Source organism: Maritalea mobilis (assembly GCF_004363175.1).
GTDB classification, from domain to species: Bacteria; Pseudomonadota; Alphaproteobacteria; order Rhizobiales; family Devosiaceae; genus Maritalea; species Maritalea mobilis.
Genome location: NZ_SNYR01000001.1, coordinates 1,063,538 through 1,089,338 on the forward strand (window position 1 = coordinate 1,063,538; position 25,801 = coordinate 1,089,338).

A 25,801-nucleotide genomic window follows, 5' to 3' on the forward strand; every position below is an offset into this window, starting at 1 on the left:
CCCATTTATCCAATCGTTAGTCCAAAGCGCCAACCAGCAGGCGCACACGAGATAAAAGCGCGTCCGAAACGCGAAAGCCCGCCATGTGCCGCCCGAATGTGTCAAAAATGAGGACCCCTTGACGATGCGCCGCAAAACAGATCGAATGGCTAAAAATACCTTCCTTTCGCGCAGCAACCGAGGCGTAAATGCAACAATATGATGTGATCGTGGTGGGCCTTGGCGCTATGGGTAGCGCTGCCGCCTATCAATTGGCCAAATCTGGCGTCAAAGTTTTGGGCTTAGACCGGCATACCCCACCCCATATTCATGGGTCTACCCACGGTGAAAGCCGCCTGACGCGCCAGGCCATTGGCGAAGGGTTCGCCTATGTGCCCTTTGCCCTGCGGGCGCATGAAATTTGGCGTGAAATCGAGGCAGAAACTGGCGACGAGCTGTTGCACCAAATTGGCGCGGTGATGATCTCAAGCGACAAAGCTGCCGAAACCAATGCCAAAAAGGGCTTTCTGGACACAACAGAAGCAGCAGCGCAAAAATTCAATATTGACCATGAAATGCTGTCGCCCGAAGAGGTGCGCCACCGCTTTCCAAACTATCTGATTGCCGACAGCGAACGCGCCTATTTTGAACCCGGTGCTGGCTATTTGCGGGTCGAACAATGTGTCGACAACCAATTGAAACTGGCGCAAAAACATGGAGCCGCATTGCACTATGGCACGTTGGTAGAGCAAATTCTGCCCCAGCGTGACGGTACCGTAAAAGTGCGCACCTCGACTGACGAATATGACGCGGCCAAAGTGATCCTGAGTGCGGGCCCATGGGTCAGATCATTTCTTTCAGAGAAATGGCACAACATTTTTCAGCCCACCCGCCAAGTGCTGCATTGGCTGGACATTGAGCCCGAACATCAAGCGGCGTGGGAAAACAGCCCTGCATTCGCTTGGCCACATGGCGAAAAACCGGATGATTTCTTTTATGGCATGCCCTCTCTGGCGGCAAAGCACCAGTTTAAAATGGCGTCAGAATTTTATGGCGCGCCAACCGCGCCTGAAGAAACCAACCGCGACGTGTCCAAAGCGGAGCAAGATGCATTCTATGCACGGCATGTTCAAAATCGACTGCTGGGCTTAAACCCAAATGTCGTACGATCCGCCACTTGCCTTTACACAGCTGCACCCGATGGGCAATTCATCATGGATGATCATCCAGAAATGGAAAATGTTTTCCTTGTTTCTCCCTGCTCCGGCCACGGGTTTAAACATAGCGCTGCCATCGGCGAAATGCTGGCGCAACTCATGACAAAGGGCGAAACATCTTACGACATTTCGCCCTTCAAATTGTCCCGCTTCGACGTGGCTTAGCTGGTAAACATGCGGGTCAGATAGAACCCGGCGGCGGCTGAGGTTGCCGTTAGGGTTGCGCCCCAAATCATATCTACGATGGACACGGTCAAAGACCAGTTTTTGAGGGTCGCATAGTTGGTCATGTCATACGTGCCGTAAGCGACAAGGCCAAGCAGCGCGCCGGACACAATCGCGGTCATCATCGATCCGGATTTAAGCGCCGGCAACACGGCAAAATAAACAATGCCGACCACATAAAATAAGTAGAACAGGCCAGCGGCCGTGAAATTCGGGCTTTCAGCCATCAGATGGCTCATGCGCTCGAAATAAAAATTGCGCGCAACATAGCTGAGCCAGACAAAATCTATGCCCAGAAACACAATCAATGTGGCGACATAAGCGATGATATTGGTCATATTGATGCTCCTATTGCTAGCACTACGCCGCAAGCGCCAATCTTGGATCACCAAAACAGGATGAATAAGCAAAATATTCACGCAATCTACAGTGATCCATTCACGACAGGTCCGCGTTTCTTCTACAACAGATTTATCAATCGGAACCGGACTTTATGAGTAAGTTGAACATCGCCATTGTTGGCTCAGGAATTTCAGGGCTTAGTGCGGCTTGGCTTTTATCAAAAAACCACAATGTGACGCTTTACGAAGCCAATGATTATCTTGGTGGCCACTCAAACACAGTGGATGCACCAGTGCCTGAAGGCAATATTCCGGTTGATACAGGTTTCATCGTTTATAACGAGCCGAATTATCCGAACCTTTCAGCGCTGTTTGATCATTTAAACATTCAGACCAAACACACGGATATGAGTTTTTCCTTCACCATGAATGGTGGAAAATACGAATATTCCGGTTCTGGCCTCAACGGCTTTTTCGGGCAACGCCGCAATGTGGCAAACCCAACCCATTGGAGCCAATTGAGCGACATTTTGCGCTTTTTCAAAACGGCGCGAGATCGCGTAACCGCCTATGCCAGTGAAATCTCACTTGGCGATTTTTTGGCACGTGAAGGCTATGACCGTCCGTTTATCGACAACCACATCATCCCCATGGGCGCTGCCATTTGGTCCACAAAAGCCAAGGCGATGATGGACTATCCAGCGCAGACTTTTATCAATTTCTACCGCAACCACGCTTTGATGAAGGCGATCCAAAAACCAGATTGGCGCACTGTGATCGGCGGCAGCCGCGTTTATGTGCAACGCTTGATGGAAGAAGCCAATATTGAAGTGCATCTTTCCACCCCGATCAAAAAGATCATGCGGCACCCAAACTATGTGCATATTGAAGATGCCAACGGCGTGCTGCGCCCCTTTGATCATGTGGTGATGGCCAGCCATGCAGACCAAAGCCTGACCATGCTCGATGATGCGTCATTTGAAGAACAAAATCTGCTGAGCAAATTCCCCTATCAGGCGAACACAGCTGTGCTGCACACAGATGATGCATGGATGCCCAAGCGCAAGCGCTTATGGTCGTGCTGGAACTATCTCAAACAAACCATCAATGGTGAAGATGAACTGTGCGTCACCTATTGGATGAACGAGTTGCAGCATCTTGAAACCAAAACCAATTTGTTTGTGACCCTTAACCCAACAAAAGAAATTCACCCCAAAGCCGTGATCAAAAGCTTTGATTACATGCATCCGGTGTTTGATAGCGATTCAATCGAAGCGCAAAAGCAATTGTGGGACATTCAGGGCAAAAACCGCACCTGGTTCTGCGGCGCCTATTTCGGATATGGCTTCCATGAAGATGGCATCCAATCCGGCCTGGCGGTAGCCGAGCAATTGGGCGGCGAGCAACGCCCATGGAGCGTGGCCAACCCTTCTGGGCGCATTCATGTGCAGCCCATCCACACCCGCGAGGCCGCCGAATGATGGAAAGCGCAATCTATGATGGCGTGGTGACCCACAAACGGCTGCGGCCAGTTAAGCACAAGCTGCGATATGGCGTGTTCAACATGTTTGTGAATGTGGACGATTTAGATCGGACCGCTAGCCATCTCAGATTGTTCAGCCATAACCGACTGAATTTGGTATCGCTGCATGACAAAGATTTTGGCGATGGCACAGGCAAAGATTTGCCCGGCTATCTGCACAATCTGGCGGCACAAGCGGGCGTGACTGGTGATCGGCTGCGCTTTTTCATGCTGGCCTATCCCCGCATTCTAAACTTTGCCTTCAATCCGCTCACCACCTATTACGGGGTGGAGCGCGGCGAAATCAAAGTGATGATTTATGAAGTGCGCAATACATTTAAGCAGCGCCATACCTATGTGATCCCAGCAGGGGAGCAAAAAGATGGCGTGGTTTGGCAGGATTGCGACAAGCAATTTTACGTGTCGCCCTTCAACAAGGTTGAAGGCACCTACCGCTTTCATGTCACCAAACCTGGCGCTGAACTTACTCTAGGCGTGGCGCTGAAGGATAAAGAGGGTGCCCTGCTCAACGCCTTTTTGCGCGGCGAGCAAAAGCCACTTACAGACTTTCAACTGCTCAAATCCCTCGCCCGCACAGGCTGGATGACCATGAAAGTCGTGTTCGGCATCAATTATGAGGCGTTCAAACTGTGGGTGAAAGGGTTACGGCCGAAGCCTAAACCTAACGCGCCCAAACGCGCCATCGCGATTTTCAAAAAACCACACAATGTAGACAAAGCTTAGACTAAATCGACGCTTTGATCCGGCGCATAATGAACAGGTAAAGCCAGTTTGGCGCAACCCGCAAAACCTTCATCAGCAAGGTGAAGCCAAACGGGAACGAAATCTCGAACTTGCCCTTGCTTAGCCCTTTATAAATGGCATCAGCCGCCTCGTCTGCGGTGATGATACCGGGCATAGGGAACGGATTGTCCTGCGTGAGTGGTGTATCCACAAAACCTGGATTGATGATGCTCACGCCAATATTGTGTGGCTCAAGCTCCACCTTCAAAATCTCAGCAAGATTGATCAATGCCGCCTTGGTGGGGCTGTAAGCAATAGAGCGCGGCAAACCACGATAACCCGCAACGGATGCGATGATGGATATATGACCCGCTTTACGTGCAATCATCATAGGGATCAGCTTATCAATCGCATTGATGGTGCCGAAATAATTGACTTCCATGCCCGTGCGGATTGGCCCCATTTCCATTTGGTCGCTGTCCATAATGCTCCACGCACCGGCGCCCAAAACCACATGGTCAATTGGCGCGCGGTCCGCCACCATATCAATGGCAGCACCCATCAGCGATTGGTCGGTCACGTCCAACGGGAATGCACGTATATTTTCGCCTTCGGCCTCCAGCTCGTGCAGCTTATCTTCTGACCGGGCAGATACGGAAACCAAAGCGCCTTCTGCATCCAGCTTCTTAGCCAAAGCACGGCCAATTCCCGTGCTCGCGCCCGTGATCCAGAAATGTTTGCCTTTAAAGGACATAAATCACCTAAATGCGCACAAAGGGTTGCATCAAGCGAGAGATCAGATCCTTGAACCGCGTTGGGGTCTCAGTCGCCACCAAACAGATGCAAGCTTCGCCAGGTTCAACAATCGGCTGGTGCTCGATATGCTCATCCAAATCCGCAACATCACCCGGGCCAAACACACCCAGCTTGTCGCGATATGCGCCTGACAAAATCAAGGTCATTTCCGCGCCGCCATGCCCATGTTCTGGCACAGCCATGCCCGGCGAAATATTCAGCATATAGAGGAAGGATTCACCCTTTTTGCCCATGCGAATTTCATGCTTACGCACACCGGGTGCAACAAGCCGCCAGCTCACATCATCCAGATGCTCGCCAATCAGCTCTCGCAATGGCAAAGGCACATCGCTGTCAGACTGCGCATTCTTGCGCAGATCAACTTCAATCTGCTCATTTTCGCCTGTGTCCAACCGCGCCATCAATTTCTCAAATGCGTCCGACGCCACGGGGGCCTCATCCACATGATCCATCATATGGCCACCAATTTCTTCCGCATCACGCACAGCTTGGCGACATTCGTCACACATAGCCAAGTGCGCAGCGACCACAATGGTGAACGCGCTATCTAAATCGCCACTCGCATAACGCAACAAGGTGGCTTCATCGAGATGGTGTGTCGTTTTCATCGCACCGCCTCCAACTTAGATTTCATTTTACCGTAAGCAAGACGCATCCGGGATTTCACGGTGCCCAATGGCAAATCAAGCTTTTCCGCAATTTCGCTTTGCGACATGTCTTCAATAAATCCCAATTCTATGATCTGCCGCTGTTCTTCAGGCAATTCGGCAAGCGCTTCGCTTACACGTTCTGCTCGCTCGGTTTCGAACATTTCGTCCTCGCCCGAGGCGACATCACTTTCCAGTTCAATTTCATAAACATCATCATAGGGTCTTGAAGAGGCGCGCCGCAGCAAATCAATTCTTGCATTCCGTGCGACGGTGAACACCCAAGCGTTCACAGAACCGCGCTCTGGCGCATAAAGCTTTGCTTTGCGCCACACGGTCATCATCACATCCTGCATCAGGTCTTCTGCCTGACTTTCGCTGCTACCGGCCTTTAAAAGCACTGCCTTCACCCGAGGGGCAAAGTAAGAAAACAAAAAGTGAAAGGCGTCTCGATCCTGTTCTTTCGCCACACGCACCATGGCTTGCTTCAAAAGCGTTGGATCATCCACCCTATCAGTGTCTTCGTCATTCTGTGCCAAATTCAACGCCGATCGCATATTTGGACCCTTTGTGACTGTTCTTTGCCTATGAAACGGGGCATTTTGAACTTCGGTTCACTCGCGGGTCAAAAAAATTTAAAGTCTATTGCGGGTGCTATCCCATCGGAAAGCTTAACCGATTAGCGCTGCTTGTACATCCTTTTGCCAACCAAGATATTTTTTCTCCCCATCAATAATAACAGGGCGCTTCATCAAGCTGGCATTCGCCACCAGCAAATCAAGCGGGTCACCTGCTTTTTCCGCCTCGCTCAAGCCCCGCCAAGTGGTGGACTTTTTATTGACCAACTTGTCTGCACCAAATGTTTCCAGAAAATCCGCCAACTGCCCGCGCGACAATGGCTCCTTCTTCACATCATGAAACGCGACCTCACGCCCTTCCGCCTCCAACGCTTTTTGCGCCTTGCGGCAGGTGTCACAATTCTTCAATCCATAAAGCTTGGTCATCTTCATCCCTTTTCAAACATATCGCGCCAACGTGGCAAAACTGAACCGTCATACCCTTTATGGGGTTCGCCATGCCAAAGCGCGTTTAAAATTGCATTTTCTGTAGCCTCAACACCGGCCATAAAAATCTTATCCATATAACGATCCGCAACCCGCTGCTGGGTCACAAGCGCATCACATTCTAAGCTACGGGGATTTTGGGTAGAAAAGGCCAAGGCAATATCGCCGCTTTGATGGCCGAAATGGCTGCCCAACCGTCCAAGCGCCGCGCCAGCGCGGCGTGACAGGCGGGTTAGCTGCAAACTATCCATCGGCAAATCTGTTGCCATCAGAATGATGATTGAACCCTTATCCGCGCTGTCTTCGCCGCGATAATGAGCCGGACTTTGCCCGAACACGCGCAAGCTGGACCGTTGGCCAAAGTTGGACAGCACAAAAGCGCCCAGTGTGAAATTTTGCCCGTCAAGATCAACCAATCGCGATGCGCTGCCAATGCCTCCCGCAAAGCCAAACGTGCACATGCCCGTACCTGCACCTACTGTGCCTTGCGCAAAGTCAGTATCGGCCTGCCCCATTGCCGTTTCCACCAACGCCTCATCAATGCCCACCCCCTGAATATCATTGACGCGGCCATCATTACATTCGAACACCACCGGGTTCACCGTTGGTCCCTGTCGTCCAATTTGCGGATTGTGAGCGATAGCATGTTTGATCAAAGCCTGCGCGCCGGTGCCAACCCCGAAAGTGTTGGTGAACAATATTGGCGTTTCAATCTCGCCCAGTTCCGCCACCTGCACCAGCCCGGCCGATTTGCCAAACCCATTGATCACTGCACAACCAGCAGGCAATTTATGAGCGTAAATATTGTCTTCCATCGGCAAAAGCGCCGTTACCCCGGTGCGTGCAGTTCCGCGCATATTCTGGGCATTACCGACCTTAACTCCAGCCACATCACAAATGGTATTTTTAGGCCCGGTGGGCAATTGCCAATAATCTTGTCCATGCTGTTCAAAAGGGCCGTACATTCTTCAAATCTTTCGACATATTGGTTGCACCAAAATTAGTGACATGCCACTCTCCGGCTGACTAGCCCCTCATCTTCTTTTCCAAAATAGATTGCACCAAGATGTACGAGAATCTCAAAACCCAAAATATCGACAATATCGCTGATTTTATTGATCTTCGGTCCGACACTGTGACCAAACCTGACGCGCAATTGCGCGAGGTGATGGCCGCTGCGGATGTTGGGGATGATGTTTATGGTGACGATCCAAATGTGAACGCATTGCAACAGGAAATGGCGGACAAACTAGGCAAAGAAGCCGGGCTGTTTCTCCCTTCCTCCACCCAGTCAAATCTGGTCGCGATGCTCACGCATAATGCGCGTGGCGATGAAATTCTAGTGGGGCGCAAATATCATATTTTCAAATATGAGGCTGGCGGCGCGGCAGTGCTGGGCGGCCTAACTTATGATCCCCTGCCCGTGCAGGAAGATGGCGGCCTGAACCCCGACGATATTCATGCGGCTATCAAGCCGGACGACACCCACTTTCCAAACAGCAAAACGCTGGTTTTGGAAAACACCAATTCGGGCCAAGCCATCAGCATGGAGCGCACAAAGGCGGCAATTGACGCTGGTCGCGCCCATAATTTGAATGTGCACCTTGATGGCGCCCGCATGTTCAATGCCTGCGTGAAACTGGGCGTAGACGCCACCACCATGGCCGACCCGTTCGACAGCATCAATATCTGCCTATCCAAAGGCTTGGGCGCACCTGTTGGTGCCGTTTTGGTGGGCAGCAATGACTTTATCAAGCAAGCACAACGCTGGCGCAAAATGCTGGGCGGCGGCATGCGCCAGGCCGGCATCATCGCTGCAGCGGGCCGCTTTGCGCTGCACAATTATGTTGATGATTTGGCTGAAGATCACCGCCGCACAAAAGCACTTGCCGACGCGCTGAATGAAACCGGGCGCTATGATGTGACTTATCAGGACAACCAAACCAACATGCTGTTTGTACACTTCGATAAGGAACGCGCCAAAAAGCTCGGCGCACATATGCGCGACCATAAAATCATTGTCTCAGCGGGCACAGAAAGCCGGATCGTTTTGCACCGCAATATTGACGACAATCAGCTCGATCAAATCATTTCTGCCTTCAAAAGCTTCAACGGGTAAATATGACGACTGCGCCACTCACCAACCTTTGGCAAGCCACCGCAAACGCCCCAACATTTGCGCGAATGCATGAGACACAAAGCGTTGACCTCGCCATTATAGGCGGTGGTTTTTCCGGTTGCACCGCGGCCCTTGAGGCGGCGAAAGCTGGGCTGAACGTCATCTTGTTGGAAGCCGAAACCATTGGCTTTGGCGGCTCAGGCCGCAATGTCGGACTGGTAAATGCCGGGCTGTGGACCCCACCGCAGGAAGTGGAAGACACGCTTGGCAAAGCGGCAGGCGAAAAGCTGAACAAAGCCCTTGCTGGCGCGCCAGCTCTCGTGTTCAACTTGATCGATCAACACCAGATAGAGTGCGACGCAGTCCGCAACGGCACGCTGCATTGCGCCCAAAGCTATTATCACAAGAAGGATTTGGACAAGCGGCTTGCCCAGCTTTCAGTGCGCGGCGCGCCCGTGCAAATGCTGGACGAAGCAGAAACCCAGACGCGGCTTGGCTCAACCCATTTTGTGGCCAGCCTGTTTGATCCCCGCGCAGGCACCATCCATCCGCTCAAATTTGCCCAAGGATTGGCCAAGGCGGCACAAGATGCGGGCGCAAAAATTGTGGAGCATTGCCCTGCCACCGCAGTGCAGCAAAATGGCGCGTGGCGCGTGGCGACCGCACAAGGCGAGTTTACGGCCAAATATGTGATCATCGCCACCAATGCGTATGATCATAAACATGTGCGTCACCCGAAAAATCAATTTTCGACAGTGCAGTTTTTCCAATCTGCAACCGCACCACTGAGTGAGGAACAAGCGGCCAAAATACTGCCGAACCGTGAAGGCACGTGGGATTGCGCAACAGTGATGACCAGCCTGCGGCTCGATGCAGAAAATCGCCTGATCCTCGGGGCAATTGGCAGTTTGGACCATGCCACGGCGCCGTTCCACAAAATGTGGGGCCGACAAAAACTGCGCGACCTCTATCCAGATTTGCTGGACATGCCATTCACGCACCAATGGTGCGGCAAGATCGCGATGACGTCAGACCATCTTCCTAAAATTATGAATTTTGACGGCAAGGGATACGCCCCATTCGGCTATTCGGGCCGCGGCATCGGCCCCGGCACTTTGTTTGGCACTCAAATGGTCAAAGCGCTGATAAATCAGGATGAAAGCCTGCTGCCGCTCGCGCCGGTGGAGCAATATGATGAACAAATGACAGCGACAAAGTCCGCCTATTATGAATGTGGCGCAGCGGCCATGCATGCGGGCTATCCAATTCTAAAATATGCGAAAATTGGCTAAAAATCAAATTATACACAAGCAAATAGGAATAGTTTCCGCTTTCTTAGAACCATTCTAACTTATTGATTTTTCTCTTGTTTTTATAAATATGATCAGATAACTCATATTAAATCCACACCAGACAAACTGGCGTGGCACGAGATTTATCCGACCAAAGGAGGCCGGGATTTGGCCCCGGCAAACATGATGAAAAGACTTGCGATCATTTCCGCTGCTGCCCTGATGACAGCCGCTCCAACACTCGCCTTGGCCCATGATGAAGACCAAGGCGTTGTTGAAACATATGCCAATATTGCCCATGCAACATTTGAAGATAGCCTGATCACGGCAAAAGCCCTTCAAGACGCGATTGACGCCTTTTTGGCCGTGCCGACAGAAGAAAATCTGCAAGCCGCGAAAGACGCTTGGTTGGCGGCCCGTGTGCCTTACCAACAAACAGAAGCCTATCGCTTCGGCAATGCCATCGTGGACGATTGGGAAGGCCGCGTGAACGCTTGGCCCTTGGATGAAGGCTTGATCGATTATGTCGACGCCAGCGCCTATGGCTGGGAAAGCGACACCAATCCATTGTTCAACGCCAATATCATCGCCAACAAGACCATCAATATTAATGGCGAAACGCTGACTGTTGATGAGATCACACCTGAATTTTTGGGCGAAAAACTGCACGAAGCTGGCGGCGTTGAAGCCAATGTGGCGACAGGCTACCACGCCATCGAATTTTTGCTGTGGGGCCAAGATTTGAACGGCACCGATGCTGGCGCAGGCAACCGTGCAGCAACTGACTTCTCATTGGACAATTGCACCAACGACAATTGCGACCGTCGTCGCCAATATCTTGATGCCGCATCTGACCTGTTGGTGACCGATCTTGAAGAGATGGTGGCCAATTGGGAACAAAGTGGCGCAGCCCGCGCAGCACTGGAAGAAAAGTCCGAAGCCGAAGTGTTGAACACAATTCTGACCGGCCTTGGCTCCCTCTCTTATGGTGAATTGGCGGGCGAACGCATGAAGCTTGGCCTTTTGCTCAATGATCCAGAAGAAGAGCATGATTGCTTCTCAGACAACACCCACAATTCTCATTATTATGACGCCAAAGGCATTCAAAATGTCTATCTCGGTCGCTATGAACGCCTTGATGGCACTGTGGTTGAAGGCACTTCAGTTGCGCATTATGTGAGCCACGCTGATGAAGCGGTAGCAGAAGAATTACGCGCGGATATTGCAGCCACAATGGATGCCTTCACCGCCATGGTGGAACGTGCCGACACCGAAGCCTATGACCAGATGATTGGCGAAGGCAATGAAGAAGGCAACAAAGTGGTGCAAGACGCCATTGATGCCTTGGTGAAACAAACCCGCTCAATTGAACGTGCGGTTGCGGCCTTGAAGCTGGAAGGCGTTGAACTGGAAGGTTCAGACAGCTTGGACAATCCAGACGCTGTTTTTGAATAAAGATAAACTGCCGATGCGGGATCGCCCGCATCGGCCCACAATGGATTAGCTCCATGAAGCCCTTTCTGGCATTCACCCTGCTCTCATTGATGTTCGTGCCACATGCGAATGCACAGTCTATTCCGAAATATGATTGGGCAAAGGATGATGTCGAACGCGCAAAACTCTTGCGCGTAACCACACCTACCGACGATTTCACCAAAGCCGAACCTTTTGAAGCCAATCCCGGTGGCGCAACGTCAACTGACAAGATTGATGGGCGCGAACGGTTAAGCCAGCCCAGCGCCAATTTACCCGTTGAAAAACGCATGGACTTCACCCTAGGTGAAACACTGTTCGACAAATTCTGGGTCGCCGCCCCCAGCTCCACCAAAGCATCTGACGGGCTTGGCCCCTTGTTCAATGCCCGCGCCTGCCAATCCTGCCACATCCGCAATGGCCGCGGCCGCTTGCCCGAGAGTGACGCCGAACAACCTGTTGGCCTGACCATCAAATTGATCGACGCGGCCCGACAAATGGGTGACCCCACCTATGGCAACCAACTGCAGCTCTTCGCCTCCGGCAACGTCAAACCAGAAGCCAAAATCGCCATTTCTTATCGCGCAGAGACCATCGAGTTGGATGATGGTGAGCAGATCACTCTGCACCACCCCGAATATATCATTAGTGACCTAAGCCATGGCCCCATCGCCGAACAATCAGAGATTTCGCCGCGTATCGCACCACCCTTGATCGGCATGGGCCTGATCGACCAAATCGCCGCCAACGATATTCTAGCGCAAGCTGACCCGGACGATAAAAACCAAGACGGGATCTCTGGCAAAGCCAAATTGAAGAGCAACGGTTTGGGTCGTTTTGGCCACCGCGCCGATGCCGCAACATTGGTGGAACAAGTCGCCAGTGCCTTCTTTGTAGATATGGGCCTTTCCAACCCTTGGCATCAACAAGATTGGGGGGATTGCACCTCCGCACAAACCATTTGCCGCGAGGCACCCGGCGGCACCCAGCCCAATCTCGGCGCGCATGAGATTCCGCAAAATGTGCTGGACCTGACCGCTTTTTATACGGGCAATCTGGCCGTACCAAAGCGCCCCGCAACCGAAGATCCATCGATTTTGAAAGGGAAACAAGCCTTCTATGAGGCTGGGTGCGTAAGCTGCCACACGCCCAAATATGTGACCAAGCGCAGCGCCCTAGACGACAGCAACAGCTTCCAACTGATCTGGCCCTATTCAGATTTTCTGCTCCACGATATGGGCGACATGCTCGCTGATCGCACCCAGAAAGGCGATTTGGGCAACAGCGAATGGCGCACGCCGCCACTTTGGGGCATTGGCCACACAAAAGCAGTTGCTGACCAAGAACGATATCTGCATGATGGCCGTGCCCGCAGCTTGAAAGAAGCGATTTTGTTTCATGGCGGCGAGGCAGAAACAGCAAAGCAAAACTTTATGGCGCTCAACCGCACCACACGCGACAATCTCATCCAATTTCTAAAGTCACTATGATGAAAAATGCCATCAAATTCGCCACCCTGTCCCTGACACTTCTATTTGCGCAAAGCGCCGCAGCCGAAGAGTCGAGCGCTCTGCTCACCGATTATCTGGTGCCGGCTTATCAACAGTTGGCTGCCAAGGCTGACGCGCAGATCGATGTGATGGAAGCTTTGTGCCAATCCCCTTTGGAGACCAATCTTCAAGCTGCCCGCGACGGTTTTTCGGCGCTGGTGACCGCCTATGCCTATGCAGAACCTGTGCGGTTCGGCCCGATTACCCAGAATGATCGGCTGGAACGGCTTTATTTCTGGCCAGACCGGAAATCGACCGGGCTAAAGCAAGTGCAAAAGGCGCTGGTGGGTGAAGATGAAAGCGTGCTGAGCGTTGAAAGTTTGAAAGACAAAAGCGTGGCCCTGCAAGGCTTGAATGCCTTGGAATATGTGCTGCATGGCGCACTGGCTGACAAGCTGACATCTGATACCAACAGCCACGCCTGCCGTTATGGCGAAACCATCGCCCAAAATATGTGGGCCATGGCCGACCAAATGGTGATTGAACTGGTGGCAGACGATGGGCTGATTGCGCAATTTGAAAATCCGCAAGAAGGCTCCGCGCTGTTTCGAACAGAAGAAGATGTGCTGCGCATTAGCTTTGAAACATTCTCGCACTTCCCCGAAATCATCAGCGCAACCCGCTTGAATGAGTGGGCCGAAGAAAGCCCAAACCTCAACGTGCTGCCCCTCCGCCGCGCTGCCCTTAGCATGAATTTGGTGCTGGCCGATATTGAAGGCCTTTCCGATGCGTTCGATGCATTTTCCGGGCATTATAACGAAGATGATGTGCTGGCCATCGCGCTCAATGCCTATCGCTTTGAACTCAGCAATGCCCTGCGCACCGCGAAAGAATTAGCCGAACACAGCAATCAAGGGATTTTGGCCGATGAAGCCCTGCGGAAAAAGATCGACTATTTGCGCCTTGTGCTGCACTCGTTGCGCGATATCGCCAACGATCAAATCGCACCGGAACTTGGCCTAGTCGTGGGCTTTTCCTCTTTGGATGGCGACTGATGCTACGGCGTGATTTTTTGAAAATCTCCGGGGCAACTTTTCTCAGCAGCCTCGCATTGCCCGCACAGGAAGTTTTAGCGCAATCCGAGCAAATCTTTGCCTCATGTGTCGCCTTTCCCAACGGTCAATTTGGCGCTGTTTTGCTGAATGAACAGGGCAAGCTGATCTCAAAAATTGACCTGCCCGCCCGTGGCCACGACATTGCCCTCTCCGCGCAGAAAGACAAGCTGATCGTGTTCGCCCGCCGCCCCGGCACCTTTGCAATCCTGTTCGAAGTAAACGGTAAAATTTTGGGCGAAATCTCCAGCATTGAAGGCCGACATTTTTACGGCCATGGCGCGTTCAGCGCTGATGGTCGCCTGTTCTATGCCACCGAAAATGACTTTGAAGCCGCCCGCGGCGTGATCGGCATTTATGATTTGACGGCCAACCCAATCAAACGCATTGGCGAATTTGACGCTGGTGGCGTCGGCCCGCATGATCTGCTGCTCGATCCAAAGTCCGGCCATTTGATCATCGCCAATGGCGGCATTGAAACCCACCCGGATTTTGCGCGCGCAAAACTCAATCTGGCGACCATGCGCGCGAATATCGCATGGCTCAATCCAAACACTGGCGAACTGGTGGCGCGCTATTTCGCGCCCGACCAATTGCAAAAACTGTCGCTGCGCCACATGGCACTGGGCCAGAAGGGTGATGTTTGGATTGCGGGACAATATCAGCGCGACGGCGAATTGGCCGAAAGCCTGCTCGCAAAGGCAAGCCCTGAAGACGGACTTCAATTCATCATGATGCCAGAAGGCGAGCTTGCCGCACTGCGCAATTATATCGGCTCTGTTGCCGCCAGCGCCGATGGCGAATATGTTGCCATCACCTCCCCAAAAGGCGGCCGCGCCTACATTCTGGATGGAAATGGCAACATCATTGACCACCGGAAAGAAGCCGATATTTGTGGCGTCGACTATGGCCGCAATGCATTTCAATTCTCGTCAGGCTTAGGCAAATTTGGCGCTCAAAAACTGGATGATCTGCGCTTCGACAATCATTTGGTTGCGCTTTAGCTGGTGCTGGATTGACCCCGGATCAAGTCCGGGGAGGCCAAGAGGGACTCGACAAAGGCAATCCCGGCCGTGAGCCGGGATCAAACTGCTTTCGCCAGAAGCCGATCCAAAGCTTGCAAAAAGTTTGATCGATCTTTGGCATCGAACGGCCTGCTATAGCCTTTGCTTTCGCCGGTTTCGCGCAAATGCTGGTTGAGCTCACGCATACTCAACGCCATGCCGATATTGTGCGCATCAAATTCTTTGCCCGTCGGCCCTAATGCCCGCGCCTGTTTCTCCAAACAGCGGCTGGCTAATGGAATATCTGCGGTGATCACAATCTCGCCCGCGCCAATATGCTCGGCAATCCAATCATCCGCGGCGTCTGCGCCATGAGGCACAATCACATTCTGGATCATCGGGTCGCGCGACGGGCGCAGCCCACCGTTGGATACGATTGTGACAGGCACTTGAAATCGCTCGGCAACTTTCAGCACTTCGGCTTTCACCGGGCAGGCATCGCCATCAACATAGATTCTCAATGGTCTGCAAACGCCTGATCATAGGCATCCACCAAGGCCACCGCGCGTGTATGGACGATTTTGGCGCCCTCGCCCGGCTTATAAAGCCCGCCGCCAATGCCAGCACCATCAACGCCAGCTTGCACCCAAACGTCAAAGTTTTCAGCATCAACACCGCCAACGGCATAGACAGGCATTTTCGGCGGCAACACCGCCTTCATGGCCTTCACGCCGCTCGGGCCAATCACTGAAGCGGGGAAGATCTTCAACCCGTCGGCGCCCGCTTGAATGGCCGCGAAACATTCACTTGGCGTCAACACGCCGGGGAATGATTGCAAACCAGCCCGCTTGGTTGCACGGATCACCTCGACATCGCAGTTTGGCGACACCACAAATTGGCCCTCAAACGAAACCAGATCATCAACATCTTGCTCGGTCAGAACAGTGCCTGCCCCAATCAATGCTTTGCCATCAAATGCTTTGCGCATATTGGAAATGCTTTGCCAAGGGCGCGGCGAATTGAGCGGCACCTCAATCATGGTGATGCCCGCGTCCACCAAAGCCGCAGTCACTTCCACAGCTTCTTCCGGCGTAATGCCCCTCAAAATCGCAATCAATTGGCGATGGTTCATGACGCCACTCCTTCTTTCTGTGCTTTCGCAACCAAATTCAGTCCGCGTACGGTGAAATTTTCGTCCACATCGCACAGCGGATCAATGCCAAATTCTTTAAATGCAGCTTGATAAATACCCATCAATTTCACGCCGCCAACAATCGCCACTTGTCCCGTGGCGAAACTGTCCATGCCCGATTTGATCTCCATGCCCATCAGCAAACCAGACAACATGGCTCGAGCTTCAAGGGGCGTCAGCCCGGTCAACAAGCTCTTGGCCCGCAAGCCAAACACCATATTGGTGAAATCCTGCGGCGCGGCCATTGCATCTTTGACGCCTTTGAGGAAGGCATCATCATCCCATCCCTCTTCAGCAACGCTTAGTCGCACCACGGATTGCTGTGACAACAGATTAAACATCTCACCCGTCATATAGGTTTTAAACCCAGTGACTTGTGCAGACTTAATTTCCGCCCACTTTGAATGGGTGCCGGGCAAGATAATCGTGCCCTCAAAATCCGGATATTTTTCCAGCAAGCCGAAAATCTGGGTTTCTTCCCCGCGCATCACATCTGCCGGAGTGCTTTGGCAAAGACCGGGCACAATCTGCACCTCAATGCGCGGGTCGCTGGTTGCTACCTTGGTGAGCTTTAACGCCCGATGCACATCAAATGGCACCTGCCCATAGGTTGCTTCTTGCCAGCCACCACGCGCGCCAACCATACCGCATGCATAGATCGGCAACACCCGCTCCGCCGAGAGCCAGCGCGCAATCAACTCCAATAATGTTGGTTCAAACTCTTCAGGCTTTAGCTTGCCCATACCTTTGTCGCTGGCCAATTCACCCACAATACGCCCCTCTGCATCAATGGCGTAAGCGCGGACATTAGAAGTGCCCCAATCCAAGGCGATAAAATCAATTGCAGCGGTCATAAATAACTCCCCTGCACGTTATGCATCACTGAAAAAAATTTTCAAAGTCAAAAACAGAATATTCCGTTCCCCAAAAATTTAGGCCGCCCGCCTTCCCGAAGGAAAACGAGCGGCCCGCTCACGACAAATCCAGGGAGGGATTAGTCTTTTTCTACGAGACGGTAGAACACAAAGTCAGATGTGGCACCGTTCACATACCCGCTTACATTTTCGCCCATCGCAACTTGATAAGAAGCTTGGAACATAATGATGATTGGGGATTTCTCTTGAACGCGTTTCTGCAATTCAACGTACATTTCTTCACGTTTCGCAGGATCGCTTTCAGTCAAAGCCGCTTTGGTCATTTCGTTCAACTCAGCAGGTACGGCCCATGCGTTACGCCATGTTGTGGTCGCAGCATATGAATCGTCTGAGTTGTCAGAGTTATAAGCAAAGGCTTTTGCGTTTGAGTGTGGGTCCATAAAGTCTGGGCCCCAATAAAGCAGCATGGCTTCGTGGCTACGCTCACGATATTTCGTGATCACTTGTGAGCCAGTGCCCGGAATGATCTCGAAATTGATGCCAGCGTCCGCAAAGCTTGCTTGCAAAGACTGAGCCATATCTGTGAAAGGCGCTGCGTTGATCACGTCCAAATCAACAGTGATTGGTGTTTCAATGCCAGCTTCTTCCAAGATTTGCTTAGCTTTTGCAGGGTCATAGCTATATGGCGTTTCGTCATATGAGCCAGGGAAGCCTTTAGGCCAGAACGCCTGGTGAACTTCCATTTGACCTTTAATGATTGAGTTGGTCATGCCTTCATAGTCAACCAAGTAGCGTGCAGCTTCCCACACCGCTTCAGGTGTCAGGCTGTCTGTTTTTTGGTTGAATGACAAGAAGTGCACGGCAGCTTGTGGGAAAGTTTCAACTTTCACATCGCCGTCCAAACCGTCAACCTGATCAGGTGTCAAATTGCGGGCCATGTCCACATCGCCAGACTGAAGCAACAATTGCTGTGTCGCGCTTTCAGCAACGTGACGCAACAACACTGATTTCATCTTAGGCGCACCTTTGAAGTAATCTTCATTGGCTTCCAAACGCACCAATTCTGCAGGACGGTATAGGCCCAATTTGAACGGACCAGAGCCAGCTGAATTTGCATTCAACCAAGCATTGCCCATGTCGCCATCAACTTCATTGGCCATAACCAATTCTTTGTCGACAACAGAAGCAGGACGCGCTGCCAAAACGTTCATTACGAACGCAGGTGAGAAATCGCCTGAATATTTAACAGTAACTGTGCCGTCGCCTGCAGTGATCATCTCGTCCACATTCTCAGCAGTCCAGCCAAGTTGCGCCAAGATAAAGGCAGGTGTCAGGTTCAATTTGATCACGCGGCCCAATGAAAACGCAACGTCTTCAGCGCGAACTGGGTTGCCAGAATGGAACACAGCACCATCACGCAAATTGAAAACGATTGTTTTATTGTCAGCGTCGATTTCCCAGCTTTCCGCAAGGCCAGCAGCCAAAACAGTTGGGTCTTCGGCATCATATTGCACCAAACGATCATAGATGTTGGTGACCAATTCACCTGAGGTGAATTCGTAGGCCTGCGCAGGGTCAATCGCAACGATATCATCGATATTTTGCGCCACAACCAAAGCGTTGCCAGGCGTAGCAGCTTGGGCTGCACCCGCTGCCATAGGCAGGGTAAAGGCCGCTGCCAGCATTAAGGACTTGAGTAGTTTCACTTCCGTTTCCTCCTTTTGGTCTTTGCACCGTTGGGTGCAAATCCGGTTTACTTTTTCGCCATGCTCAGTTCACGAAAAAGGGTCAATGTGCCAGTCCAGATGATTTTTGCAGGTTCATCAAAGGGGTTGGACCAGCTATGTGGAAGCCCGCCGCGAAAATGCAAACTATCCCCCACGCCCAGCACATAGCGGGCATCAGCAAGTGTCTGCTCAATCTGGCCTTCCAGCATATAGATGATTTCTTCCCCTTCGTGGGACGCCACCTCAGACTGATAGCCCGGTGGTATCGTCAAAATCAGGGAAGACAATTCATTGGCGGGATGCTCAACAGCCAGTTTTTCATAAACAACTGATGAGTCTCCGAATTGAAATTTGGCGCGGCTATTTCTGCGGGTAATGGCGTTTGTCGCCTTCGGCATGGAGACAAAATGTTCAATCTCCAACCCCAGCGCCAAAGCAATTTGGCCAAGCGTAGCAAGGCTTGGCACCGCATTTTCACGCTCAACTTGGCTCAGATAGCCTGCTGAAACCCCAGCGCGCTCGCCCAATTGCGTCAATGTGAGCTTCATGCGACGACGTTGTTCGCGAATCAAGCCCCCCACGGCAAATGTCTGTGACGCTGCGATATTCAAACTCGGCCTCCCGTTCCAAGCGTTTCTCATTAATAAAGTTATATACTATCAAAATAATTTTTGTATAGATAAAAAATGTTTGATTTTGGACTTTCTTCTATGCAAGTTTAGAAAAATTCCGAAAATTCTGGGGGAGTATATCCGTGTCTCAAACCGACACTGTCGATATTTCAGCACAAAGCTGGACCAATAATGTCTGGTTCAAAAGGTTGCTCACCATTGCACAATTTATATTTGTGCTGGTGCTGACCTTTCTTGGCCTCTTAGCCATTACCTTTTTCATCGGCAGGGTGATCCCGATTGATCCCGTGCTCGCTATCGTCGGCGACCGCGCCACCCAAGAACTCTATGATGCCACACGCGAAGCCATGGGGCTAGACCAACCCTTGGTGGTTCAGTTCTTCTCCTATGTGTTTGACGTGTTCCGTGGCGATCTGGGCAACTCCGCATCCACAGGCCGTTTGGTGATTGAAGATTTGAAACGCGTATTCCCCGCAACTTTGGAAATGGCCACCATCGGCATTTTCATCGGTGTATTGCTGGGCGTACCAATGGGCGTTTTGTCTGCGGCAAATGAAGGCAAATGGGTGGACCAAGTGTTCCGCGTGCTCGGCCTTGTGGGCTATTCGGTGCCCGCCTTCTGGCTCGGTCTTGTAGGCCTTGCCTTGTTTTACGGCAATCTTGGCTGGGTTGCTGGACCCGGCCGTATCGGCATTTTCTATGAGGGCATTGTGACCCCAGTCACAGGCCTCATTCTCGTGGACAGTGTACTCCAAGGGGAATGGGAAATTTTCTATGACGCCATCCATCACTTGGTGCTACCGGCCTCGATCTTGGGCTTTTTCTCCCTCGCCTATATTGCCCGGATGACCCGCTCTTTCATGCTGGACCAGCTCAGCCAAGAATTTGTGACCACTGCCCGCGTCAAAGGCGTGCCAGAATATAAAGTGATCTGGAAACATGCGTTCTTGCCGATCCGCGTGCCGCTGATCACGGTGATCGGCCTGTCTTACGCCGGCCTACTGGAAGGCTCGGTGATGATCGAAACCGTGTTCTCCTGGCCCGGCATTGGTAACTACCTCACCGTGGCGCTGCTCAATGCGGATATGAATGCCGTGCTTGGCGCAACATTGGTGATTGGTGCCGTGTTTATTTTCATCAACAAAATCTCTGACGTGCTGTACCGCGTCCTAGACCCAAGAAGCCGGTAAGGAGCCATAAAATGAGCAATATGACTGAATGGCTTTTATCCGACAGCCCTACCTCCAAAGGCCAAGCTTTTGCGGGCCGTGCATGGCGCATGTGGCTATCGCTTTTGGGCAACCCGTTGGCCATCACCGGCTTAATTATCGTGGTGGTTTTGGTGCTGATGGCTGCGTTTGCGCCCATCATCGCACCTTATTCACCAGTTGGCCAAGATCTGCAAAACCGCCTTTTGCCGCCAAGCTGGCAGCACTGGATGGGCACCGATGAACTAGGCCGCGATATTTTCTCACGCGTGGTGCATGGCTCTCGCCTCACCCTGATGATCGTGCTGCTCGTTGCAGCAATTTCAGCACCGTTGGGCCTGTTGATCGGCGCCATCTCCGGCTATTTCGGCGGCTGGGTGGATAAGGTGATGATGGGCATCACCGACATCTTCTTGTCTATGCCAAAATTGATTATGGCGCTGGCCTTTGTGGCGGCGCTTGGGCCGGGCATTGAAAATGCGATTATCGCCATTGCCATCACCGCATGGCCCGCCTATGCGCGGATTGCACGGGCAGAAACGCTAACCTTCCGCAATGCCGAATTTATCGATGCAATCAAATTGCAGGGCGCCTCACCTGCCCGCATCATCATCAATCACGTGCTACCACTCTGTACCTCATCTATGATCGTTCGGGTGACCTTAGACATGGCAGGCATTATTCTGACGGCGGCAGGCTTGGGCTTTTTGGGCCTTGGCGCACAACCCCCATTGCCAGAATGGGGTGCCATGATCTCTCGTGGTCGTGCCTTTATTCTGGACCAATGGTGGGTGGCCACAATGCCCGGTTTTGCCATCATTGTCGTATCTTTGGGTTTCTGCTTCTTGGGCGATGGCCTGCGCGACATTCTTGACCCGAAAAATGAGGGTAAATCATGAGCCAGAAACTTCTCGAAATCGAAGATTTGCGCGTCACTTTCCCCACGCACCAAGGCGATGTGGAAGTGGTCAAAGGCATCAGTTTTGATCTCGGCCGCGAGCGGCTGGCGATTGTGGGCGAAAGCGGTTCCGGCAAATCCATGACGGGCCGCTCAATCCTCAAACTGATCCGTTCACCGGGCCGAGTGACCGCAAAAAAGTTCATGTTTGATGGCATTGATCTGAACAAGCAAAGCGAACGGCAAATGCGCCAATTGCGCGGCGCCCGCATCTCCATGGTGATGCAGGATCCCAAATTCTCGCTCAATCCGGTCCTGACCATTCAAGACCAGATTGCTGAAGCGCTGCGCACGCACCAAAAGCTCACCAAAAAGGAGCTGGATGAAAAGGTGCTGCATATGCTTGACCAAGTGCGCATCAATGATCCGGCACGCGTGGCCAAGCTTTATCCGCACGAAGTGTCGGGCGGCATGGGCCAGCGCATCATGATCGCCATGATGCTGATCCCCGAACCCGACTTGCTGATTGCGGATGAGCCAACATCTGCGTTGGACGTTTCAGTGCAGGCGCAAGTGCTCGATTTGATCGACAATCTGATTCAAGAAAAGGGCATGGGCCTTATTCTGATCAGCCACGATTTGAACCTCGTCGCCAACTATGCGGACCGGGTGCTGGTGATGAATTCAGGTGAGATTGTGGAACAATGCAACGCCAGTGAATTGCAAAATGCCACCCACCCTTACACCCAAGGTTTGCTGGCCGCGATGCCGCGCATCGACGAAACGCGCGAAGAGCTACCTACCCTTGATCGAACACAATGGGCTGCAACATGAGTGCTATTGAATTAAACAATCTCAACATCGCTTATTCGTCCGTGCAGGTGGTGCATGGCGCCAGCTTGACGGTCAATGAAGGCGAAAGCTTTGCCCTTGTGGGCGAAAGTGGCTCTGGCAAGTCCACCATTTTGAAGGCCATCTGCGGCTTGAATGATGAATGGACCGGCGAGATCAAACTCTATGGCGAAAAAGTTGACCCGCGCAATCGTGCCGATATTTCCCGCATCTCGCAGATGGTATTTCAAGACCCCTATGGGTCATTGCATCCGCGTAAGACTGTGGACACCACATTGAGTGAACCCTTGGCCATTCATGGCATTAAAGACAATGGTGACCGCGTGGTGGAAATGCTCAATGCGGTGGGGCTGGACCAGCGCTATCGCTTCCGCTTCCCGCACCAAATGTCTGGCGGTCAACGCCAGCGGGTTGCCATTGCACGCGCCTTGATGCTGAAGCCAAAATTGATGCTGCTGGACGAACCAACGTCAGCGCTCGACGTATCCGTGCAAGCGGAGATTTTGAACCTGCTCAAACAATTGCGCAAAGATCAAAATCTAACCTATTTGCTGGTTACCCACGATTTGCCTGTCGTTTCGTTCCTATGCGATCGGCTGGCCGTGATGAAAAAGGGCAAGATCGTTGAAATCGCTACACGCGACCAATTGGCCAAAGGCGAATTTAACGACGCCTATTCGCAAGAGCTTTATCACGCCAGCAAGCACGAATATGTAGCGTAATGCACATAAAAAAGGCGGCCAACTGGCCGCCTTTTTCTTGGATTTATAAACGTATTTTGACCTAGAACTCTTTCCAGTCCGGATCAATATCCATTGCCGCATTCCCATCATAGGCAGGAGCTGGCGCAGCTTTTGGCGCGGGCGCTTTCGCTTCTTGACGCGGGGCCTGCTTTTTCGGCGCTACATCAACAGCCTTCACACTCATATTCTCGTCAATCTTGAACACGGCCACGATGCGATCTAGCTCTTCAGCCTGACCTTCGGTCTGTTCAATTGCCGCATTGGTTTCTTCAACCAGCGCCGCATTGTGCTGGGTGGTTTCATCCATATCGCGTACGGCTTGATTGATCTCGCCAATCGAATTGGCCTGTGCCCGGCTCTTATCCGCAATCGACACCATCAACTCATTGTTGGAGCGTGCGGCTTCAAGCATCGACTCTAGGTTAGAGGCAGCTTCTGCCACCAGTTTGGTGCCATCGCCAACTTCGGCTACAGACTGTTCAATTAACTTCTTCACATCAGCAGATGCATTGGCAGCACTTTGCGCCAAGCGCCGCACTTCGACGGCCACAACCGCAAAGCCTTTACCCGCTTCACCAGCGCGCGCAGCTTCAACCGAAGCGTTCAAGGCCAGCAAGTTGGTTTGGAAGGCAATGTCATCAATCATGCCAATGATTTTCGAAATCTCATTAGATGAGGTGGTGATCCGCTCCATCGCCTTATTGGCCTGACGCATCACTTCGCCGCCCTCTTCCGCTGTTTGGCGAACTTTTTCGGCATTGGTGCTGGCGTCAGAAGCTTCCTGTGCATTTTCCAACACGGTGTTGGACAATTGCTCCATCGCAGCAGATGTTTCCTCAATGGTTGCCGCCTGGCGGGTTGTCCGGTCTGACAAATCATTGGCGCCAGACAAAATCTCGCTGGTGGCCACTTTCAGTTGACGCGACGTGCTGCGCAGGCGCGAAATGACGTCGGCCAACTTGTCGCCCACTTCATTCGTGTCGTTTTTCAACTGCAAAAATGCACCGTGATATTCACCCTGCACTCGCTGGGTCAAATCGGTGTTGGCCAAAGACGCCAAGACGCGACCAACTTCTGTGATGCCCTGATCCACAGTCTCCACAAGGCTGTTCACACCGTGAGCCAAATTGTTCAATTCAGCGTCTGGGAATTCTTTATCCACGCGCAATGAGAAATCGCCCATCACCGCCGCATCAACCACATCACCAAACGAAGCCCCCAATTCCCGCATCATTTCCGCACGCTCACGAATGCGATTATCAGCAGCAATTTTCTCTTCTTCGGTCATTTCGGTAATGCGATGACCATTGGCGCGGAACACCTCAACAGCACGCGCCATATCGCCGATTTCGTCCTCACGTTCGCCAAAGCCCACTTCCACATCATAATCACCGCCAGCAATTTCCTTCATGCCTTTGGTCATGGATTTCAATGGGCCGGTGATGACTTTTTGGAACACAAGAAAGATCACGCCAACAGCAACCAAAGCCGCAAAGATTGTCGCAATCACCGCGTCGCGGCGGCTCTCATTCAATGGTGCAAACACAACGCCTTTATCCACCACAACGCCCACATACCAATCAACGGCTGGCAAATCAGAGATCTTGTTGAAGCCAATAAAGCTTGGGGTGCCCGCATCATCAACATCTTGAATGCTACCATCAAATGCCAACCCTTCAGTGCCGAACACGTCGTTCACGGGCTGGCCAATCGCGTCTGCATTTGAATGGATAATCACATTGCCATCGCCGGAAGCCAAGAATGCATAAGTGCCGTTATGATTCACGTCCGCCAGCATGTCAGCAATGGTGTTGATGGTGAAATCGCCGCCGATCACACCTTTGATCTTGTTGCCCGCCAATACGGGCGAAGCAACCGTTACGGTGAGATTGCCAGTCGATGCATCTTGATAAGGCTCGGTCAATGCCGTGGCTTGATTGCTCGCAACATCTTGATACCAAGGCCGCCGCCGTGGATCATAATCCGCTGGCAAATCTTGCGGTGGGTGGATCATAAAGTTGCCCGTGGCGTCTTCACCAAAATAAACCGCGTTAAACTTTTCCTCCAAGATCTTATATTTAAGCTCATTGGTGGCATCAGCTTCAGCATCGAGCCCCGCAATTTTCTCGGCTTGCAGCTCAACCAATAAGGTCCGCTCTTCAAACCAAGCTGACACGCGATCACTCATGCTTGCGCCGACGGAAGCAATTTCCTCGCGCATCGTGGCCTCAGCCTGCGCGCTGCGATTCACATCCAAAAAAACGGCAAATGCAGTAAAACATACGACAACTACGCCTACGGTTGCGAGCATCGCCTTTGTTGCAACACCTAATTTCATGCTGGCACTCTCCAAATCAAGATAACCCTCAAGCTATTGTGCTAAAAGGGCATTGAATCTGCAGAATTACACAGGTTTGTTAAGATAAGATTTCCTTAAATAAAGTCGTTCACGCCATATATTGGTTGAACCAAGTCTATCTTACTCCCGTTGCTTGGATAGAAACGATTGCGAAATCAAACAGTTTCAACCGCAAGTTATAAGTTGCAAAATATTGAATGAAACATGCTGTTTATAAGTTCATCTCTTCGTTCTCACACAAGAATTTATCATCATTATTTTAGTCGATTT

At 51.9% G+C, this 25,801-nt stretch carries 25 protein-coding genes; 13 read left to right on the plus strand and 12 right to left on the minus strand.

What is annotated here, in order from left to right; genetic code table 11:
* The first annotated feature begins 188 nt into the window (after nt 1-188).
* A complete protein-coding gene (solA, locus tag ATL17_RS05120) occupies nt 189-1,361 on the plus strand; it encodes an N-methyl-L-tryptophan oxidase (RefSeq protein ID WP_133571680.1) in 1,173 nt (390 codons plus the stop codon).
* Here the strand turns inward: solA and ATL17_RS05125 are convergent.
* Nucleotides 1,358-1,759 carry a DUF2177 family protein gene (locus tag ATL17_RS05125; RefSeq protein ID WP_133571681.1) on the minus strand — a complete coding sequence of 134 codons (402 nt, stop codon included), beginning with the start codon at nt 1,757-1,759 and terminating at the stop codon, nt 1,358-1,360. The genes solA and ATL17_RS05125 overlap by 4 nt on opposite strands.
* 155 nt (nt 1,760-1,914) lie before the next feature.
* Here ATL17_RS05125 and ATL17_RS05130 point away from each other — a divergent pair, with 155 nt between their 5' ends.
* Both ATL17_RS05130 and ATL17_RS05135 read left to right on the plus strand, forming a co-directional pair.
* Entirely contained in the window at nt 1,915-3,243 is a 1,329-nt protein-coding gene (locus ATL17_RS05130; protein ID WP_133571682.1) for an NAD(P)/FAD-dependent oxidoreductase, read from the plus strand.
* Nucleotides 3,240-4,028 (plus strand): DUF1365 domain-containing protein, encoded by a 789-nt coding sequence (locus ATL17_RS05135; RefSeq protein WP_166638901.1) that lies wholly within the window; start codon nt 3,240-3,242, stop codon nt 4,026-4,028. The genes ATL17_RS05130 and ATL17_RS05135 overlap by 4 nt, the downstream gene beginning before the upstream one ends.
* A gap of 1 nt (nt 4,029) precedes the next feature.
* Here ATL17_RS05135 and ATL17_RS05140 read toward each other — a convergent pair whose 3' ends face one another.
* The 5 genes from ATL17_RS05140 to ATL17_RS05160 form a co-directional block, all read right to left on the minus strand.
* Complete coding sequence (locus ATL17_RS05140; protein WP_133571684.1) at nt 4,030-4,782, minus strand: SDR family NAD(P)-dependent oxidoreductase; 753 nt, start codon at nt 4,780-4,782, stop codon at nt 4,030-4,032.
* Between the two features lie 7 nt (nt 4,783-4,789).
* Nucleotides 4,790-5,452: a ChrR family anti-sigma-E factor gene (locus ATL17_RS05145; RefSeq protein WP_133571685.1), complete on the minus strand. Its 663-nt coding sequence runs from the start codon at nt 5,450-5,452 to the stop codon at nt 4,790-4,792.
* Entirely contained in the window at nt 5,449-6,048 is a 600-nt protein-coding gene (locus tag ATL17_RS05150) for a sigma-70 family RNA polymerase sigma factor (protein WP_208111114.1), read from the minus strand. The genes ATL17_RS05145 and ATL17_RS05150 overlap by 4 nt, the downstream gene beginning before the upstream one ends.
* A gap of 114 nt (nt 6,049-6,162) precedes the next feature.
* A complete protein-coding gene (locus tag ATL17_RS05155; RefSeq protein WP_133571686.1) occupies nt 6,163-6,495 on the minus strand; it encodes an arsenate reductase family protein in 333 nt (110 codons plus the stop codon).
* Nucleotides 6,496-6,497: 2 nt separating this feature from the next.
* Nucleotides 6,498-7,520 carry a P1 family peptidase gene (locus ATL17_RS05160; RefSeq protein ID WP_133571687.1) on the minus strand — a complete coding sequence of 341 codons (1,023 nt, stop codon included), beginning with the start codon at nt 7,518-7,520 and terminating at the stop codon, nt 6,498-6,500.
* A gap of 101 nt (nt 7,521-7,621) precedes the next feature.
* Between ATL17_RS05160 and ltaE the strand changes: the two genes are divergently transcribed.
* From ltaE to ATL17_RS05190, 6 genes are all read left to right on the plus strand, one after another.
* Nucleotides 7,622-8,674, plus strand: coding sequence for a low-specificity L-threonine aldolase (gene ltaE / locus ATL17_RS05165; protein ID WP_133571688.1), 1,053 nt, complete (start codon nt 7,622-7,624; stop codon nt 8,672-8,674).
* Nucleotides 8,675-8,676: 2 nt separating this feature from the next.
* Complete coding sequence (locus ATL17_RS05170; protein ID WP_133571689.1) at nt 8,677-9,966, plus strand: NAD(P)/FAD-dependent oxidoreductase; 1,290 nt, start codon at nt 8,677-8,679, stop codon at nt 9,964-9,966.
* A 186-nt stretch (nt 9,967-10,152) separates the two neighbouring features.
* Nucleotides 10,153-11,421: an imelysin family protein gene (locus ATL17_RS05175; protein WP_133572199.1), complete on the plus strand. Its 1,269-nt coding sequence runs from the start codon at nt 10,153-10,155 to the stop codon at nt 11,419-11,421.
* Nucleotides 11,422-11,474: 53 nt separating this feature from the next.
* Nucleotides 11,475-12,929, plus strand: coding sequence for a di-heme oxidoreductase family protein (locus ATL17_RS05180; RefSeq protein ID WP_133571690.1), 1,455 nt, complete (start codon nt 11,475-11,477; stop codon nt 12,927-12,929).
* The gene (locus ATL17_RS05185; RefSeq protein ID WP_133571691.1) at nt 12,926-13,984 is read left to right on the plus strand and encodes an imelysin family protein; all 1,059 of its coding nucleotides are present in this window, start codon (nt 12,926-12,928) and stop codon (nt 13,982-13,984) included. The genes ATL17_RS05180 and ATL17_RS05185 overlap by 4 nt, the downstream gene beginning before the upstream one ends.
* Entirely contained in the window at nt 13,984-15,045 is a 1,062-nt protein-coding gene (locus tag ATL17_RS05190; RefSeq protein WP_133571692.1) for a DUF1513 domain-containing protein, read from the plus strand. Before ATL17_RS05185 ends, ATL17_RS05190 begins: the two co-directional genes overlap by 1 nt.
* Nucleotides 15,046-15,125: 80 nt before the next feature.
* On the opposite strand, the gene ATL17_RS05195 is transcribed toward ATL17_RS05190, so the two are convergent.
* From ATL17_RS05195 to ATL17_RS05215, 5 genes are all read right to left on the minus strand, one after another.
* Nucleotides 15,126-15,566, minus strand: a complete 441-nt coding sequence (locus ATL17_RS05195; RefSeq protein WP_133571693.1) for a YaiI/YqxD family protein — start codon at nt 15,564-15,566, stop codon at nt 15,126-15,128.
* A complete protein-coding gene (locus ATL17_RS05200; protein ID WP_133571694.1) occupies nt 15,563-16,177 on the minus strand; it encodes a 2-dehydro-3-deoxy-6-phosphogalactonate aldolase in 615 nt (204 codons plus the stop codon). The genes ATL17_RS05195 and ATL17_RS05200 overlap by 4 nt, the downstream gene beginning before the upstream one ends.
* The gene (locus ATL17_RS05205; protein ID WP_133571695.1) at nt 16,174-17,091 is read right to left on the minus strand and encodes a 2-dehydro-3-deoxygalactonokinase; all 918 of its coding nucleotides are present in this window, start codon (nt 17,089-17,091) and stop codon (nt 16,174-16,176) included. Before ATL17_RS05205 ends, ATL17_RS05200 begins: the two co-directional genes overlap by 4 nt.
* A gap of 140 nt (nt 17,092-17,231) precedes the next feature.
* Nucleotides 17,232-18,818, minus strand: coding sequence for an ABC transporter substrate-binding protein (locus ATL17_RS05210; RefSeq protein WP_133571696.1), 1,587 nt, complete (start codon nt 18,816-18,818; stop codon nt 17,232-17,234).
* Nucleotides 18,819-18,865: 47 nt separating this feature from the next.
* Nucleotides 18,866-19,450 (minus strand): cupin domain-containing protein, encoded by a 585-nt coding sequence (locus ATL17_RS05215; RefSeq protein WP_246028629.1) that lies wholly within the window; start codon nt 19,448-19,450, stop codon nt 18,866-18,868.
* Between the two features lie 209 nt (nt 19,451-19,659).
* Here ATL17_RS05215 and ATL17_RS05220 point away from each other — a divergent pair, with 209 nt between their 5' ends.
* From ATL17_RS05220 to ATL17_RS05235, 4 genes are read left to right on the plus strand one after another with little or no spacing between them, the layout of a single operon-like run.
* Nucleotides 19,660-20,661, plus strand: a complete 1,002-nt coding sequence (locus tag ATL17_RS05220; protein WP_246028651.1) for an ABC transporter permease — start codon at nt 19,660-19,662, stop codon at nt 20,659-20,661.
* A gap of 11 nt (nt 20,662-20,672) precedes the next feature.
* On the plus strand, nt 20,673-21,578 hold the full coding sequence (locus ATL17_RS05225) for an ABC transporter permease (RefSeq protein WP_133571699.1): 906 nt from the start codon (nt 20,673-20,675) through the stop codon (nt 21,576-21,578).
* Nucleotides 21,575-22,411, plus strand: a complete 837-nt coding sequence (locus ATL17_RS05230) for an ABC transporter ATP-binding protein (protein WP_133571700.1) — start codon at nt 21,575-21,577, stop codon at nt 22,409-22,411. The genes ATL17_RS05225 and ATL17_RS05230 overlap by 4 nt, the downstream gene beginning before the upstream one ends.
* On the plus strand, nt 22,408-23,151 hold the full coding sequence (locus tag ATL17_RS05235; RefSeq protein WP_133571701.1) for an ABC transporter ATP-binding protein: 744 nt from the start codon (nt 22,408-22,410) through the stop codon (nt 23,149-23,151). Before ATL17_RS05230 ends, ATL17_RS05235 begins: the two co-directional genes overlap by 4 nt.
* Before the next feature lie 61 nt (nt 23,152-23,212).
* Here ATL17_RS05235 and ATL17_RS05240 read toward each other — a convergent pair whose 3' ends face one another.
* The gene (locus ATL17_RS05240) at nt 23,213-25,510 is read right to left on the minus strand and encodes a methyl-accepting chemotaxis protein (RefSeq protein ID WP_133571702.1); all 2,298 of its coding nucleotides are present in this window, start codon (nt 25,508-25,510) and stop codon (nt 23,213-23,215) included.
* Nucleotides 25,511-25,801: the final 291 nt, after the last annotated feature.